Source organism: Lichenicoccus sp. (genome assembly GCF_965277665.1).
In the GTDB taxonomy this organism is placed as follows: Bacteria; Pseudomonadota; Alphaproteobacteria; order Acetobacterales; family Acetobacteraceae; genus Lichenicoccus.
This window is the reverse complement of record NZ_OZ255835.1, coordinates 152,772-167,839: the sequence shown is the minus strand read 5'-3', so window position 1 is coordinate 167,839 and position 15,068 is coordinate 152,772. Positions and strand designations below refer to the sequence as shown.

Below are 15,068 nucleotides of genomic sequence, written 5' to 3'. Positions count from 1 at the left end.
CAGAAGCATAGAATCGTCTCGGGAACGTGGTGGCTAGTACGGCGCGCCGTGCTTGAGTGCCGACGCGGCATTTGCCTTGTCGTACAATGCGTCTTTCATGATCAACTTCTGCGAGACCGGCTTGCCGGCGAACCAGTCGCCCAGCGCCTTGAAGGAAAGCGGCCCGAAGCGCGGGTTGGTCTCGACGTCGGCCTGCGCGCGTCCTGCCGTGATGGCCTGGACGAGTGCCTTGGTGCCGTCGATCGAGACGATGGCGATGTCGTGCCCGGGCTGCTTGCCGCTCTGCTGGATCGCGCGCATCGCCCCCAGCGTCATCACGTCGGCATGCGAATACATCGCCGTGGCGGTCGCGTGCGCCAGCAGCATCTGCTCCATCACGCGCTGTGCGTCGGTGGCCGACCAGTTGCCGGTCTGCGCCGCCAGCAGGTGCATGTCGGGATGCTGCTTCAGCGCATCGGCGAATCCCGCCGTGCGCTGCGTCTCGACCGCGTTGCCGTAAGCGCCCTGGATCTCGACGATCTCGGCCTTTCCCCCGGTCGCCGCCGCCAGCGCATCGGCCGAGCGCTGTCCCTGGACATAGAAGTCCGAGCCGATATTGGTGATGAAGTTGCGGCAAGGCGTGCCGGCGGTGGCGCGGTCGATGGTCACCACCGGGATGTTCTTCGACGCCGCCTGTTCCAGTGCGGGCTGCAGGCCGGTCGCGTTCAGCGGTGCCACGATGATCGCCTTCGCACCCTGGCTGATCATGCTTTCGATGTCGGCGACCTGCTTGGCCTGGTCGTCATTGGCGTTGGTGTAGAGCAGGCGCGCCACGCCGGCCTTCTTCGCCGCCGCCTTGACCGAGTTGGTCTCCGCCGCGCGGAACGGGTTCTGCTCGTTCTCCGACTGGGAGAAGCCGACCACCATGCCGGCCAGCGACGCGTGGGTGCCGGCCGAGTTGGTGCACACCGCCGAGGACGTGCTGCCGACAACCTGCTCGCCCGCCTGGGCAAACGCCGGGCCCGCAAGTGCGCACGTCAATGCTGTGGCAGCCATCAGGGCGGTGGCAGCCATCAGGCTGCCGAACCGGAACCGGGGTTGGAAAAAAATCATGATCGTCGAGCTCCCTGGGCGGCTTGCCTTGATCCGGCGTGTCCGCATGTCGTCGAGGCCCTGGTGAACCATCGCCTCTTCAATGTTAATCTACCTTATGTCAGACAAAAGACCAGCCCCGGCATCGCGTCCAATCTGGAAGGGAGAACAGGCCCGCAGGCGCGATGTCAGCGAGCATGTCGCCCACGCGATCGGGCTGCGGATCGTGGCAGGCCGCTTCCCGCCGGGCGCCCTGCTGCCGACGGAGCACGAGCTTTGCGCGGAGCTCGGCGTCTCGCGCCCGGCGCTGCGCGAGGGCTTCCGGCTGCTGGGCGCCCGCGGCATGATCGTCGGGCGACGCAAGGTCGGCACCCAGGTGCGCCCGCGGGCCGGCTGGAACATGCTCGATGCGCAGGTGCTGGCCTGGCATCTCGAGCAGGAGCCGAGCGACGCCTATATCGGCCGGCTGTTCGAGGCCCGCATGGTGGTCGAACCCGCTGCCGCAGCACTGGCCGCCCGGCGCGGCGGCGAAGGTGAGATCGCCGCCATCGCCTCGGCCTTCCTGCAGATGTGCCAGGCCCAGGCGGCGGCGCGCCCGGACGGCGCGGCGGATCCGGACGAGGTGGCGGATCCGGACGAGGTGACGGAGACGGTGGCGGCGGACCTGCGCTTCCATGTCGCGGTGCTCGCAGCGGCGGACAATGCCTTCCTCTCCTCCTTCGGCGCGGTGATCGGCTCCTCGCTCATGGCCGCCTTCCGCCTGAACTGGCGCTCGCATGCCTCAGCGCCGGAGCTGTCGCTGGCCCAGCACGAGGCCGTGCTGGCCGCTATACGCGATGGCGATGCGGACCGGGCCGGATCGAGCATGCGCGCGTTGCTTGAGAGCGCCGGCGAGGATGCGCGCCAGGCCCTGGCGCGAGTCGTCCAGGCGAGCGACAAGCTCGACTGACGAGGAGAGACGGCATGCCAACCACCGCATCGGAACAGGTTTTGGAGTTCGATCTCAGCCAGGATGCGGCGACGCTGCAGCGCGACGGCGTCGTCGGGCTGAAGGGCGGCCTGTCCCGCGCGTGGGTGGATCGGCTGCACGACGACATGATGACGGCGTTCTGGGATTCCATTCAGCGGCCCGGCGGGGCGGTCGGACGCGGGCCGCGACGCTGGTATGTCGAGCTGCATCCCGAGGCGCTGAGCGGCTTCGTCGATTTCGCCACCCACCCGTGGATCACGGCAATGGCCGAGGCGGTGCTAGGACAGGACTGGCAGATCGTCGAGGTCGGCTTCGACACCCCGTTCCAGGGAGCCAGGAACCAGCCCTGGCATCGCGACTTCCCCTCGCCGCCCGACAGCTATGCCGACCACCGGATCACGTCGCTCGCCTTCAACATCACCGGCGTCGATGTGACCCCGGATATGGGTCCGTTCGAGATCGCAACGGGGACCCATTGGGACGATGGCCGCGAGTGGGCGCACGAGATGTTTCCGGCGCAAGCCGCGTGCGAGCGCTTTGCCGAGCGCGGCGTGCGCAAGTTTCCGCAGCGCGGCGACATCTCCTGCCGCTCGGCGCTCACCGTGCATCGCGGCACGGCGCACCCGTCGCCGATCGCCCGCCCGGTGCTGGTGCTCGGCTTCGACGCACCCGGCGCCGGCCACGCGGCGCTGCACGACATGATGGTCACCCGCGGCTTCTACGAGGCGCTGCCGGCCACCCTGCGCGAGCACCTCGTCTGCCGCGTCGTCGAGCAGCTGGTGCCGATCACCCAGAAGCACGACATCGAGGGACTGGTGATGGGCTGACGGCCGCTACCCGACAATGACGGAAGGTGAACCCACGGCCACTTCGCCGATCACGCTCGCGAATCGGTAGTTGCGCGCGCGCAGCAGGGCCAGCACGCCGTCCACCGCACTGGCGGCAACCGCGAGCAGGAGGCCGCCACTGGTCTGCGGGTCGCACAGCAGGTCCTTCTGCCACTCCCCGATGTCGGGCTCGAGCCGCACGTCTTCGCCATAGCTCGCCCAGTTGCGCGACCCGGCCCCGGTCCTGACCCCGTCCCGCGCCAGCCCTGCCGCGCCGTGCAGCAGCCGGACGTCCGTCATCCGCAGCGTCGCGGCGAGCCCCGAGCCCCGGCACAGCTCCAGCGCATGGCCAAGCAGCCCGAAGCCGGTGACATCGGTCATCGCGTGCATGCCGGGCATGCCGGCCAGAGCGATGCCGACATCGTTGCGCTGCGTCGTGGACGCGATCATCGCCTGGTAGCCGGCGGGATCGAGCCGGCCCTGCTTCAGGGCCGCGCTGTAGATGCCGATCCCGAGGCCCTTGGTCAGGATCAGCCTGTCGCCGGCTTGTGCGCTGCTGTTGCGCATCAGCCGCTCCGGATGCACCAGGCCGAGTGCCACCAGGCCGTAGATCGGCTCCGGACTGTCGATCGAGTGACCGCCGGCGACCGGAATGCCGGCCTCGGCGCAGGTGGCCATACCCCCCGCGACGATGCGGCGGATGGCCGCGATGCTGATCCTGCCGAGCGGCATGCCGAGGATGGCGAGTGCGAGGATCGGTGTTGCGCCCATGGCGTAGATGTCGGACAGCGCATTGGTCGCGGCAATCCGGCCGAACAGCTCCGGATCGTCGACCACCGGCATGAAGAAATCGGTGGTGGCGACGAGCGCCTGGGTGTCGTTCAGGCGATACACCGCGGCATCGTCGCCGGTCTCGGTGCCGACCAGCAGGTTGGCGAACGGACCGGCGAGCGGCATGTCGGCGAGGATCTGCTGCAGCACCGAGGGGGCGAGCTTGCAGCCGCAGCCGCCGCCGTGCGCCAGCGCGGTCAGCCGAACGTCGGTTTCGGTCATTCGGCGTTCCTCGCGTTGACGCGCTCAAGGGCTCATTTACGACTTCGGGGGCTCATTTACGACTTCGGGGGCTCATCTACGACTGGAGTCCCGCGCAAGCCAGGAGGATGCAAGGCTGGACAGGATCACCGATGCGCGCGCGGGACTGCGCGCCCTGCCCCAGCTGCAGCGGCTGCTGGAGCTGGGGCAGTCGCAGGGGCTGGAGCGGCAGGCCGGCCGTTCGGCCCTGGTGACGGCGCTGCGCCTCGTGCTGGAGCAGGCGCGGGCGGATCTGCTCGGCGGCAGCCCGCATCCGCCGCCCTCCTCGGAGGAGCTAATCGCGCGCGCGGCCGGCCTCCTGGCGGAGCAGGGACGCCCGCGGCTGCGTCCCGCGATCAACGCCACCGGGATCGTGCTGCACACCAACCTGGGACGCGCGCCGCTGGCCGAGGCGGCGGTGGAAGCGGTGGTCGCGGTCGCGCGCGGCTACTCGAACCTGGAGTTCGACCTGTCCGCAGGCATACGCGGGTCGCGCACGCAGGGGATCGAGCCGTGGCTGACGGCGCTGACCGGCGCCGAAGCGGGGCTCGCGGTGAACAACGCGGCGGCGGCGGTGCTGCTGGCGCTGAGTGCGCTTGCAGGGGGGGCGCTCGCCGGCGGGTCCGAGGGTGGAGACGTGATCGTCTCGCGCGGCGAGCTGGTGGAGATCGGTGGCGGCTTCCGCATCCCGGACGTGATCCGGCAGGGTGGCGCGCGCCTGGTCGAGGTCGGCACCACCAACAAGACGCGGATCGCCGACTATGCCGACGCCATCACGCCACGCACGCGCATGCTGCTCAAGGTGCACCAGAGCAACTACCGCATCGTCGGCTTCACCGCCGCGGCGTCGATGGCCGAGCTCTCGGCGCTGGCGCGCACGCACGGCCTGGTGCTGATGCAGGATCTCGGCAGCGGCGCGCTGGTGGATCTGCGCCGGTTCGGCTTGCCGCATGAGCCGACCGTGCAGGAAGCGCTGGCGGCGGGTGCGGACATCGTCGCCTTCAGCGGCGACAAGCTGCTGGGTGGCCCGCAGGCGGGACTGCTGGTCGGGCGTGCCGCCACGCTGGCGCCGCTGCGCCGGCATCCGCTGCTGCGTGCAGTGCGGCTGGACAAGATGTCTTTGGCGGCGTTGGAGGCCACGCTCCGCCTGTATGGGAACATTGACGCGGCGGTGACGCAGATCCCGGTGCTGCGCATGCTCGGCCAGGAGGAGGCGACGCTGCAGGCGCGGGCACAAAAACTCTGCGATTGGCTCGGTGACGCGATCGCCGCTACCAGCGAGGCGAGCACCGGCTATGCCGGCGGCGGCACGCTGCCCGACACCGTCATCCCAAGCCAGGCCGTGGCGCTGCTTCCCGAGGCCCTTACCGCTGAGACGCTGGCCGCGCGGCTCCGCCTGCGCCATCCGGCCGTGGTCGGACGGCTGTCCGGCGGCCGGCTGCTGCTCGACATGCTGACGGTCACCGACGACGAGATCCCGGTGGTCGCCACCGCAGTCCGGGCCAGCCTGAACCCATGAGACGGCTGCTGCTGGGCGTGATCGGCCATGTCGATCACGGCAAGACCGCCCTGGTGCGGGCGCTCACCGGCATGCAGACCGACCGTCTGCCGGAGGAGCAGCGGCGTGGCATCTCGATCGCGCTGGGCTTCGCGCACATGCGCCTCGGCACCGACGAGATCGACCTCATCGACATGCCGGGCCACGAACGGTTCGTACGCACCATGGTGTCGGGCGCCACCGGGATCGATGCGGTCCTGCTGGTGGTGGCGGCGAACGAGGGGGTCAAGCCGCAGACGGTCGAGCATGTCGACATCGCCGTGCTGCTCGGGCTCAGGCGCGCCGTGATCGTGCTGACCAAAACCGATCTGGTGTCGCCGGACCAGGCGGCGTCGGTTGCGAACGCGGTTGCCGCCTTCGCGGCGGAGGCGGGGCTGCGGAGCGCCATGCCGCCGATCCTGACCTCGACGGTGACCGGGACCGGACTCGATGCGGTCCGGCAGGCGATCGGCGCGGCGCTGGTGGACGGGCGACATCATCTGGCATGCGGCTTCGCCTGGCTGCCGGTCGACCGCGCCTTCACGATGCCCGGCCACGGCACGGTGGTGACCGGAACGCTGCGGCGCGGGTCGCTGCAGGCGAGCACCGCCCTGGACGTGGTGCCGGAGGGTCGGCGTGTGCGCATCCGGTCGCTGCAGGTGCATGGCCATGCGGTGCAGTCGGCCGAGCCGGGGCAGCGCGTCGCCCTCAACCTGCGCGGCGTGGAAGCGAGCGAGGTGCCGCGCGGCGTGGCCCTCTGCGAGCCGGCACTGCTGCTTCCCGCAGACTGGCTCTCGGTGCAGCTCAACAGCGTCGCCGGCGCACCGCCGATCCGGACCACGATGCGCCTGCACCTGTTGTTCGGCACCGAGGAGGTGGAGGCCCGGGTGCGCCTGCTCGACCGCGAGGTGCTGGAGCCCGGCGCAATCGCCCTGGCGCAGCTGCACTGTTCGCGCATGGTTGCGGTGCCGGCGCGCGAGCGCTTCATCCTGCGCACCGCCTCCCCGGCGGCGACGGTCGCCGGCGGCCCGGTGCTCGATCCGGCGGCGCGTCGGCTGCGTCGTCATACGCCGCGCGGCCTCGAACGCCTCCAGGCGCTGGCCGATGCCACCGGCGACGGCATCCTGCTCGAGGCGGTCGAGGGCGCGGGCGGCGCGGGCCTGTCGCTGGCGGCGCTGTCGCGGCTGGCCGGCAGCAGCCCGGCGCTGGTGGCCCCGGCGTTGGCGAGCCTCGACGTGATCCGCACGCGCGGCGAAGGGGTAGTCGGACGCGCCGTGTTCGAGAAGCTGATGGGCGCCCTGCCTCGCCTGCTGAGCGCGCGCGCGCCAGAGCATGCGACGACGCATCCGCAGGGGATGTCGCGCGAACGGCTCGGCGCGCTGGTTCCGGCGGCGGGCGCCGCGGTGCTGGACGAGGCGGTGGCGCGGCTGGTGGCGGCCGGAGCGCTGCGCCAGGAGGGTGGCCTGGTGCGCGTGGCGCAGCCGGCGCAAGAGCGCGCGCAGGCGCAGCGCGAGGACCAGCAGATGCTGCGGCTGGCGGAGGCGCTGCGGCGCGGCGGTCTCACGCCGCCGGACATGCCGGAGGCCACCGACCTCCAGCTGCGCCGCATGCTCGACCGGCTGGTGCGCGCCGGGGTGGTGGTGCGCGCCCGCGACCGCGTGCAGAAGCGCGACGTGCTGTTCCATCGCGACGCCATCGAGCTGGCGCGCCGTATGCTGGCGCCGCTGCTGGCAGCGGGGGACGGAGTGCTGGTGAAGGAGGCCGGCACGGCGCTCGGCATCTCGCGCAAGTTCAGCGTGCCGCTGCTGGAACATCTCGATGCGATCCAGGTCACCCGCCGGGTCGGCGACCGACGCGTGCTTGGTGGGCCCGGACAAAACTGTTAGGGCAGAGCCCAGGGAGGCGATCGGGGTCTGGTGGCCCTCCTGGTCTTCAAAACCAGCGGCCCGTCAAGAACGGGCGGTGGGTTCGATTCCCATCCGCCTCCGCCACGTGTCCTATCGTTTGTTCCTTGCGTAGGCCAGCTTGCGCAGCTTTTCGCGGATCGCGTAGCCCTGCCGCTTGTCGGGCAGGTTCTCCGGCTGGCTGAAGCGGAAGCTGATCTCCGGGCGGCGGGCAGACTCGTCGCCGATGCCGATCTGCGAGACCCGGAACAGCAGGCTGCCGGCGAGCGTCGCCCCCGACGCGATCGCACCGAGCTGGCGTGCGGTGCGACGGTCGGTGAACCGGCTGGCCAGGTGCAGCCCGATCGGGAGGGCGCAGCCGAAGGCTGTCACGCCGATGCGCTCCATGCGCCCGTAAAAGCTCTGGCGGGCGTCGGCGACGCCGGTGCGCTCGTAGGTGCGGTCCGCCACGGCGCCGGCGACCAGTTCGGTGGCGAGTGCCACGGTGGCGATGGCGCCGAGCCGGCGGCGCATGGCGTGGTCGGGCTCAAGCAGGGCCAGGGCGGCGGCGCCACTCGCGATCGAACTCGAGGCGAAGCGCACCGCCAGCATGCGTGGTGCCGCGGCCCAGAACGGCGTGCTGGTGGCCGAGAGAAGGGTCGCGGTGTAGGAGCCCAGCCCCGCTCCGGTCAGCGCCCCCGGGACCTGCGCCGCCTTTGCAGCAAAGCGCAGCCACGGCAGCCGGGTCGACAGCAATTCCGCGACCGCGCTCGCCCCGGCAAAGCCCGAGAACCCCATCAGGATCCAGGTGCCGATCGACATCGGTGAGGTGTGCTTGGCGATGCGCAGCATGTTGTAGAACCGCTGCGGCGTGTGCAGGTCCCAGATCAGCAACGGCGAGCCCAGCACCGGCGCCAGCAACGACAGATAGCGGCCGTTGCGCACCGTGGCGCGGCCGCGCCCGGGCTGCACCAGGTCGGTGAGCGTGGACAGCAGCATCGAGGCACCGGACAGCCCGGCCAGGAAGATGTAGCCGCCGACGACCCACTCGTTAAACGGCGACGCCTTGAGCTGCGAACGCCCATAATAGGTCGGGCCGCTCCAGCCTGGACGTGCGGGCATGTCGCGCTCGGCGGTGCTGGCCGGGACTTCGGTCCTGTCCTCGGCGCCGAGGCTGGCCGCCTGGTACGACGTCGACATCAGCGTGCGTCCCAGCTGCCACCCAGGAACACCGCCGCGGCGACGGCGAGGCCGGTCATGGCGGCAAAGCCCGACAGCAGGCCGGGCAGCACGCGACGCGCGGCCCGCGTCGGTGCCACCGGCAGGTTGTAGACCTCCGGACGATCGGTCAGCAGGAAGAACGCGTTGAGATATTCGAGGCCGCCGGTGGCGCCTGGCTCGTCCGGGGCGCCGTAGAGATAGGCGCTCTCCACGCCCCGCTCATGCAGCTGGGCGACGCGGTTGCGGGCGCGCACGGTGAGGTCGCCGATCTCGCCGAACATGATCGAATCGGTCGGGCAGGACTTCGCGCAGGCCGGCTCCAGTCCGCCTTTCAGCCGGTCGTAGCAGAGGGTGCATTTATGCGCCTTGCCGTCCAGCGCGCTGAGATCCACCACCCCGAACGGACAGGCCGGGACGCAGTAGCCGCAGCCGTTGCAGATGTCCTGCTGCACCACCACGGTGTCGAACTCGGTCTTGAACAGGGCGCCGGTCGGGCAGGCCTCCATGCAGGGCGGGTTGTGGCAGTGCTTGCAGACGTCGCTCATCATCAGCCAGCCGCTCTGGAACGCCGGCTGGTCGTTGTCGCGCACGCCGCCATTGCTGCTGCCGCACCCGCCACCTTCCTTGGTGCCGCAGCCGTCGCCGGTCTTCTCGATGAAGTTGACGTGGCGCCAGGTGTTGGCCGACAGGGCGCCGGTGTTGTCATAGCTCTGCCCGGTCAGGCCGATATTGTCGGCCGGCAGGTTGTTCCATTCCTTGCAGGCGACCTCGCACGCCTTGCAGCCGATGCACACCGTGGTGTCGGTGAAGAAGCCGTACGACTTGCCCGGCTCGATCAACGCGCCCGATGTCAGCTCGGACTCGTTGGGGATCACCCGGTCCAGGCTCGACTGGGTGTAGTCCTGCAGGCGGGGATGCATGTCCAAGATCGTGCTTCCTAGTGGCCGGACGCGTCTGCGACCTCGACGGATCTGGCGACCATACCGATGATGTTGCGGGGCTGGAAATACGTCACCCGGACACGCGCCTGTGTGTGCTGCAACGGTGCCAGCTGCCCGGGTTCCGCCATCGAGGCGTGGCCGAGCAGGAACAGGTGGGAGACGCCCGCGTCATCGGTCAGCTGGAAGCGGCTCTCCTGCACGATCGTCACGGTCCCCGTCATCGTCGGCATCGCCCCACATCCTCACGCAGCCGTGCGCTCACGCGGTTCAACTCCCGATGATAGGCTGGGTTCGAAGATCGTGGACGGTCTCGGGAGACGGTGATGAAGAAGCTCAACAAGGGGGTGGCCGCCCGGGCCCGAGACTTCCTGCGCGACTGGAGCCTGCCGCGTCAGCTCGCCGGCCAGAAGCTGTTCACCGATGCCTCCCGCAGCCACGGCTCCGAGACGCTGCGTCCGCGGCTCGAGGACGCCGACCGCGTCGGCACCAGCGTCTGCCCGTTCTGCGCGGTCGGCTGCGGCCAGCTGATCTACGCCAAGAACGGCAAGCCGATCCATATCGAGGGCGATCCGCGCAGCCCGGTGAACCAGGGCACGCTCTGCCCGAAGGGCGCCGGCACGCTCGGCATGCTGCTGTCGCCGGAGCGTATCTCGACCGCCCTCTACCGTGCGCCCCATTCGGACAAGTGGGAGCAAAAGCCGCTCGACTGGTGCATGGAGCGGATCGCCCAGCTCACCAAGCAGACACGCGACGACACCTTCGCCGAGACGCTGCCGGACGGCCGCGCGATCAACCACACGCTCGGCATCGCATCGCTCGGCGGCGCCACCATGGACAACGAGGAAAACTACCTCATCAAGAAGTTGTTCGCCGGTGGCCTGGGCATCGCCAGTATCGAGAACCAAGCCCGAATCTGACACTCCTCATCGGTGCCCAGTCTGGGCACCTCCTTCGGCCGGGGCGCCGCCACCATGTCCCTGTGGGACCTGGAAAGTGCCGACTGCGTGGTCATCATGGGCTCCAACATGGCGGAGAACCATCCGATCGCGTTCCGCTTCGTGGTCGAAGCGCAGCGTCGGGGTGCCACCGTCATCCATGTCGATCCGCGTTTCACCAGGACCTCGGCGCTCGCCGACATCCACGCGCCGATCCGCGCCGGGAGCGACATCGCGTTCCTGGGCGGGATAATCCGCTACATTCTCGAGAACGATCTGTGGTTCAGGGACTATGCCCTGAACTACACGAACATCGCCCACATCATCGAGGATGGCTATCTCGGGCCGGACGACAATGACGGCGTGTTCTCGGGGTTCGACGAGGCGACCGGGTCGTACAGCCACGACACCTGGCAGTACAAGGGCAAAATCGTGCCCTCCTCGGTCTCCGAACATCGTGCCACGATGCAGGAGCAGGACCGGGACGGCGATTTCGAGTCGATGACCGAAAGCCGGCCGCCGGTCGACATGACGCTCGAACATCCCTTGTGCGTCTATCAGATCATGAAGCGGCACTTCGCGCGCTACACCCCGGAAATGGTCGAGGCGATCACCGGCTGCCCGGCCGCGACGTTCCTGCGCGTGGCCGACGCGCTGGCGCGCAATTCCGGCCGCGATCGCACCGGCGCGTTCTGCTACGCGGTGGGCTGGACGCATCATTCCGTCGGCGTGCAGATCATCCGGGCGTCCACGATCATCCAGGGCCTGCTGGGCAATGTCGGCCGACCCGGCGGCGGCATCATGGCGCTGCGCGGCCATGTCAGCATCCAGGGCTCGACCGACATCCCGACGCTCTACAACATGCTGCCCACCTACCTGCCGCAGCCGAACGTGTTCAGCCAGCACGGCTCGCTGGAGGACTATCTGCACACCGAGACGCCCACCACCGGCTGGTGGGCCAACATGCCCAAATACGTGGTCAGCCTGCTCAAGGCGTGGTACGGCGACGGCGCCACCGCCGACAACCAGTACGGCTACCACTATCTGCCGAAGCTGACCGGCGACGTGTCCTACGAGCCGATGACGCTGGCAATGGCGGACGGCCTGGTGCGCGGCCAGTTCATCCTGGGCCAGAACCCGGTGGTGGGCGCGGTCAATTCCGACATGGTGGTGCGCGGCTTCTCGAAGCTGAAATGGATGGTCGTTCGCGACTTCGCGATGACGGAAACCGGCAATTTCTGGAAGAACAGCCGCCTCGTGCAGCGTGGCGAACTGACCTCGGCGCAGATCGGCACCGAAATCTTCTTCCTGCCGGCGGCGATGCCGGGCGAAAAGGACGGCACCGTCACCAACACCAGCCGTCTGGTACAGTGGCACGACATGGTATGCGAGGCACCGGGCGACAGCCGGTCCGATCTCTGGTTCATCACTCATCTCGGGCGCCGATTGAAAGAACTGTACGCCAACAGCACCGAGCCGCGCGACCGCGGATTGCAGGCCCTGACCTGGACCTACACGCTGCGTGGCGAGCGACAGGAGCCCGATCCGGAAGACGTGCTGCGCGAGATCAACGGCTATACCGTGAGCGATCGCAAACAGGTCGCGACGTTCAAGGACCTCAAGGACGACGGCAGCACCGCATGCGGCGGCTGGATGTATTGCGGCGTCTTCCCGCGCGAGGGGCACAACGTCGCGCGATCGCGCCGGCCGGACCTGCCCGGCGGCCCGAACAGCCATGCCGGCTGGGCGTTCTCCTGGCCCGCGAACCGGCGCACGCTCTACAACCGGGCCTCGGCGGATCCCGAAGGCAGGCCCTGGTCGGAGCGCAAGAAGTCGATCTGGTGGGACGCAGGCAAGCAGCTCTGGACCGGCAACGACGTGCCGGATTTCCAGGAGGAGAAGCCACCAGGCTATCGCCCGGACTGGAGCACCCGCCCGCACGGCATGGACGCGCATAGTGGTGCCGACCCGTTCATCATGCAAGCCGACGGCCGCGCGATGCTGTTCGTGCCGACGGGCCTGAAGGACGGCCCGCTTCCGGCGCATTACGAGCCGGTCGAAAGCCCGGTGAGGAACCTGATGTACAGCTCGCGGTCCTACAATCCGGTGGCCAAGCTGTGGACGCGGCCGGGCAACGAGATGCATCCGCCCGAGGACCCGCGGTTCCCCTACATCTTCACCACCTACCGGCTGACCGAGATGCATTGCGGCGGCATTCCGAGCCGGGTGATGCCGCATACCGCGGAACTGCAGCCCGAGGGCTTCGTCGAGATCTCGACCGAGCTTGCGGCCGAGCACGGGCTGAAAAGCCTCGACTGGACGGTGCTCTCGACACTGCGCGGCGAGATCGAGGTGCGCGCCCTGGTCACCGAACGCATGCGGGCGTTCAAGCTGGGCGGTCGCACGGTGCACCAGATCGGCATGCCCTGGATATTCGGGCACGAGGGCTACGCCACCGGCGACATCGCCAACGTGCTGTTCGCCATCAGCGGCGATCCGAATGTCAGCATCCACACCACCAAGGCGATCACCTGCAACCTGAGGCCGGGACGACTGGCGCGTCCGGGAGGCCAGCGCCTTGCCGGATGAGCGGCCGGAAGAGCGCATCGGCCGGGCGCTGGCGTCGCTGGACCAGGCGATCGCGGCGGCCCCGGAACGCGACGGCGCTGCCTTTTCCGACGCTCTGGTGCAGGTGAGTGCCTTGCGCGACGAGGTGGCCGCCCGCGACATCGCGCAGAGACGTCAGCGCCTGGACGGGTTGAATGCCATCCTGAGCATGATCATGGCCGGCCAATTTCCGCTCGGCACGCCGCCCTGGGACGCAATCAGGCAGGCGCGCGGCTGGTTGGCCGATATCCAGGCAGAGCAAGGTCAGGGCTCTGCCCTGGACCCGCTGGGGCCTGAGACCCCAGACCCGCATTTAAAATAGAGGTTTGCAAAGGCGAGCCTTTGCTGGGGTTCCAGGGGCAAAGCCCCTGGCCGTCACGTCCTGTCAGTCCGGCTGGCGATCGCGCAGCAGCCAGCGGCTGATCGCCGCGGTGGCCAGCGTCAGGGCGATGCCGGCCAGCGTGATCAGGAACAGGGCGGCGAACATGCGCGGGATGTCGAGCTGGAACGAGGCCTGCAGGATCTCGTAGGCGAGGCCTGCGCTGCGGCCGCCGGTGCCGGCCACGAACTCCGCCACCACGGCTCCCACCAGCGAAAGGCCAGCGGACACCCGCAAACCCGCGAGGAAGAACGGCAGCGCGCTCGGCACCCGCAGGCGCCACAGCGTCTGCAGCCGGCTCGCCTGGTTCATGCGGAAGAAGGCGAGCAATCCCGGATCGACACTGCGCAATCCGAGCGTGGTGTTGGAGATGACCGGGAACAGGGCAATCACCGTGGCGCACAGCACCAGCGACCAGAAGATGTTCTTCACCAGGATGATGATCAGTGGCGCCACCGCGACGATCGGAGTGACCTGCAGCATGATCGCATACGGCATCAGGCTGAGCTCGATCGCCCGGCTCTGCACGAACAAAAAGGCGATCAGCGTGCCGGCCAGGACCGCCATCGCCAGGGCGACCAGCGTCACCTCCATGGTGGCAAGCAGGGCGTGCAGCAGGGCCGGCAGGTTCGCGCGCAGGCTGCCGGCGATGGCGGTGGGGGCCGGGAAGATATAGGACGGCACCTGCCAGGCAGTGCAGCAGGCCTGCCACAGGCCGAGCAACAGCAGGCCGACCAGGGCCGGCGCCAGCACGCGCGACACCGCCGGCCGGTGCAGCAGCGGCGTCATGCCCGGCCTCCCACCCCGCCGGAGGCTTCGTGCAACAAGCGCGACAGGCACCGGCAATGCTCGGCGTAGCGCTCATCGAGCCTGGTAGCGGCGTCGTGCGGCGGCTGCTCGATCCGGTACTCGGCGACGATCCGGCCCGGAGCGGCCGCCATCACCAGCACGCGCGAGGACAGGAACGCGGCCTCGCCGATCGAATGGGTGACGAACAGGGTGGTGAGCTGCCGATCCGCCGCCAGCGCCAGCAGGTCCTCGTCCAGCCGGTTGCGGGTGAACTCGTCCAGCGCGCCGAACGGCTCGTCCATCAGCAGCAGGTCCGGGTCGGTGACCAGCGCGCGCGCGATCGAGACACGCATGCGCATGCCGCCCGACAGGCGGTGCGGCCGTTCGGCGTGGCGGTCCGCCAGTCCGACCTGGCGCAGCGCCGCCACGACGCGCTCGGATGCCTCCCCGCGCGGGACGCGCGCGAGATCGAGCGGCAGCCGCACGTTGGTGGCGACGTCCGCCCACGGCATCAGCGTCGGGTCCTGGAACACGAAGGCGAGCCGCCGCCCGGCCTCGCCGACGCGGCGCACATCGCGGCCCCACCACGCGATGCGCCCGTCGGTCGGCTCGTGCAGCTGCGCCACCAGCTTGAGCAGCGTGCTCTTGCCGCAACCGGACGGCCCGATCAGGCTGACGAACTCGCCGGCGCCAATCGCAAGGTCGGTCGGCGCCAGCGCGCGCACCCCGTTGCCGAACACCATCCCGGCCGCGCGCAGTGCCACCACCGGCGGCGGCTCCGAGTGGTTCATGCGGCCCCGGCTTTGGCGACGCCCGCTTGCATCGCCGGTTTCGGCT

The 15,068-nt window shown here is 69.4% G+C and carries 13 protein-coding genes and 1 tRNA gene; 7 read left to right on the top strand and 7 right to left on the bottom strand.

Translation table 11 applies throughout. The features are described from left to right. Positions 1–33 precede the first annotated feature (33 nt). The gene (locus ACQY4O_RS00770; RefSeq protein WP_428374351.1) at positions 34–1,020 is read right to left on the bottom strand and encodes an ABC transporter substrate-binding protein; all 987 of its coding nucleotides are present in this window, start codon (positions 1,018–1,020) and stop codon (positions 34–36) included. 169 nt (positions 1,021–1,189) lie between these two features. Between ACQY4O_RS00770 and ACQY4O_RS00765 the strand changes: the two genes are divergently transcribed. Continuing rightward, positions 1,190–2,020 carry a FadR/GntR family transcriptional regulator gene (locus ACQY4O_RS00765; protein ID WP_428374350.1) on the top strand — a complete coding sequence of 277 codons (831 nt, stop codon included), beginning with the start codon at positions 1,190–1,192 and terminating at the stop codon, positions 2,018–2,020. Positions 2,021–2,034: 14 nt separating this feature from the next. After that, positions 2,035–2,868 carry a phytanoyl-CoA dioxygenase family protein gene (locus ACQY4O_RS00760; protein ID WP_428374349.1) on the top strand — a complete coding sequence of 278 codons (834 nt, stop codon included), beginning with the start codon at positions 2,035–2,037 and terminating at the stop codon, positions 2,866–2,868. Between the two features lie 6 nt (positions 2,869–2,874). Here the strand turns inward: ACQY4O_RS00760 and selD are convergent, their stop codons facing one another. Further along, the gene (gene selD / locus ACQY4O_RS00755; RefSeq protein WP_428374348.1) at positions 2,875–3,921 is read right to left on the bottom strand and encodes a selenide, water dikinase SelD; all 1,047 of its coding nucleotides are present in this window, start codon (positions 3,919–3,921) and stop codon (positions 2,875–2,877) included. Between the two features lie 34 nt (positions 3,922–3,955). Here selD and selA point away from each other — a divergent pair, with 34 nt between their 5' ends. The 3 genes from selA (at position 3,956) to ACQY4O_RS00740 (ending at position 7,467) form a co-directional block, all read left to right on the top strand. Beyond that, on the top strand, positions 3,956–5,458 hold the full coding sequence (selA, locus tag ACQY4O_RS00750) for an L-seryl-tRNA(Sec) selenium transferase (protein WP_428378060.1): 1,503 nt from the start codon (positions 3,956–3,958) through the stop codon (positions 5,456–5,458). Then, positions 5,455–7,362, top strand: coding sequence for a selenocysteine-specific translation elongation factor (gene selB, locus ACQY4O_RS00745; protein ID WP_428374347.1), 1,908 nt, complete (start codon positions 5,455–5,457; stop codon positions 7,360–7,362). The genes selA and selB overlap by 4 nt, the downstream gene beginning before the upstream one ends. A 12-nt stretch (positions 7,363–7,374) precedes the next feature. Beyond that, positions 7,375–7,467: transfer RNA gene (locus tag ACQY4O_RS00740), tRNA-Sec, on the top strand. A 6-nt stretch (positions 7,468–7,473) separates the two neighbouring features. Here the strand turns inward: ACQY4O_RS00740 and nrfD are convergent. The 3 genes from nrfD to ACQY4O_RS00725 are packed head-to-tail and all read right to left on the bottom strand — an operon-like array spanning position 7,474 to position 9,751. Further along, positions 7,474–8,559: an NrfD/PsrC family molybdoenzyme membrane anchor subunit gene (gene nrfD, locus ACQY4O_RS00735; RefSeq protein WP_428374346.1), complete on the bottom strand. Its 1,086-nt coding sequence runs from the start codon at positions 8,557–8,559 to the stop codon at positions 7,474–7,476. Further along, entirely contained in the window at positions 8,559–9,500 is a 942-nt protein-coding gene (locus tag ACQY4O_RS00730) for a 4Fe-4S dicluster domain-containing protein (RefSeq protein ID WP_428378059.1), read from the bottom strand. The genes nrfD and ACQY4O_RS00730 overlap by 1 nt, the downstream gene beginning before the upstream one ends. 17 nt (positions 9,501–9,517) lie before the next feature. Then, positions 9,518–9,751: a hypothetical protein gene (locus tag ACQY4O_RS00725; protein ID WP_428374345.1), complete on the bottom strand. Its 234-nt coding sequence runs from the start codon at positions 9,749–9,751 to the stop codon at positions 9,518–9,520. 93 nt (positions 9,752–9,844) lie between these two features. Between ACQY4O_RS00725 and fdh the strand changes: the two genes are divergently transcribed. After that, positions 9,845–13,045 carry a formate dehydrogenase gene (gene fdh / locus ACQY4O_RS00720; RefSeq protein WP_428374344.1) on the top strand — a complete coding sequence of 1,067 codons (3,201 nt, stop codon included), beginning with the start codon at positions 9,845–9,847 and terminating at the stop codon, positions 13,043–13,045. Next, complete coding sequence (locus ACQY4O_RS00715) at positions 13,035–13,385, top strand: hypothetical protein (protein WP_428374343.1); 351 nt, start codon at positions 13,035–13,037, stop codon at positions 13,383–13,385. Before fdh ends, ACQY4O_RS00715 begins: the two co-directional genes overlap by 11 nt. Before the next feature lie 63 nt (positions 13,386–13,448). On the opposite strand, the gene ACQY4O_RS00710 is transcribed toward ACQY4O_RS00715, so the two are convergent. Beyond that, positions 13,449–14,231: an ABC transporter permease gene (locus ACQY4O_RS00710; protein WP_428374342.1), complete on the bottom strand. Its 783-nt coding sequence runs from the start codon at positions 14,229–14,231 to the stop codon at positions 13,449–13,451. Further along, the gene (locus tag ACQY4O_RS00705) at positions 14,228–15,022 is read right to left on the bottom strand and encodes an ABC transporter ATP-binding protein (protein WP_428374341.1); all 795 of its coding nucleotides are present in this window, start codon (positions 15,020–15,022) and stop codon (positions 14,228–14,230) included. The genes ACQY4O_RS00710 and ACQY4O_RS00705 overlap by 4 nt, the downstream gene beginning before the upstream one ends. Positions 15,023–15,068 lie beyond the last annotated feature (46 nt).

Excerpts from the sequence above, each read along its gene's own strand:
- ACQY4O_RS00710 (WP_428374342.1), bottom strand. The coding sequence starts at position 14,231 with ATGACGCCGCTGCTGCACCGGCCGGCGGTGTCGCGCGTGCTGGCGCCG.
- ACQY4O_RS00730 (WP_428378059.1), bottom strand. The coding sequence starts at position 9,500 with ATGCATCCCCGCCTGCAGGACTACACCCAGTCGAGCCTGGACCGGGTG.
- ACQY4O_RS00725 (WP_428374345.1), bottom strand. The coding sequence starts at position 9,751 with ATGCCGACGATGACGGGGACCGTGACGATCGTGCAGGAGAGCCGCTTC.
- selD (WP_428374348.1), bottom strand. The coding sequence starts at position 3,921 with ATGACCGAAACCGACGTTCGGCTGACCGCGCTGGCGCACGGCGGCGGC.
- nrfD (WP_428374346.1), bottom strand. The coding sequence starts at position 8,559 with ATGTCGACGTCGTACCAGGCGGCCAGCCTCGGCGCCGAGGACAGGACC.
- ACQY4O_RS00760 (WP_428374349.1), top strand. The coding sequence starts at position 2,035 with ATGCCAACCACCGCATCGGAACAGGTTTTGGAGTTCGATCTCAGCCAG.
- selB (WP_428374347.1), top strand. The coding sequence starts at position 5,455 with ATGAGACGGCTGCTGCTGGGCGTGATCGGCCATGTCGATCACGGCAAG.
- ACQY4O_RS00765 (WP_428374350.1), top strand. The coding sequence starts at position 1,190 with ATGTCAGACAAAAGACCAGCCCCGGCATCGCGTCCAATCTGGAAGGGA.
- ACQY4O_RS00705 (WP_428374341.1), bottom strand. The coding sequence starts at position 15,022 with ATGAACCACTCGGAGCCGCCGCCGGTGGTGGCACTGCGCGCGGCCGGG.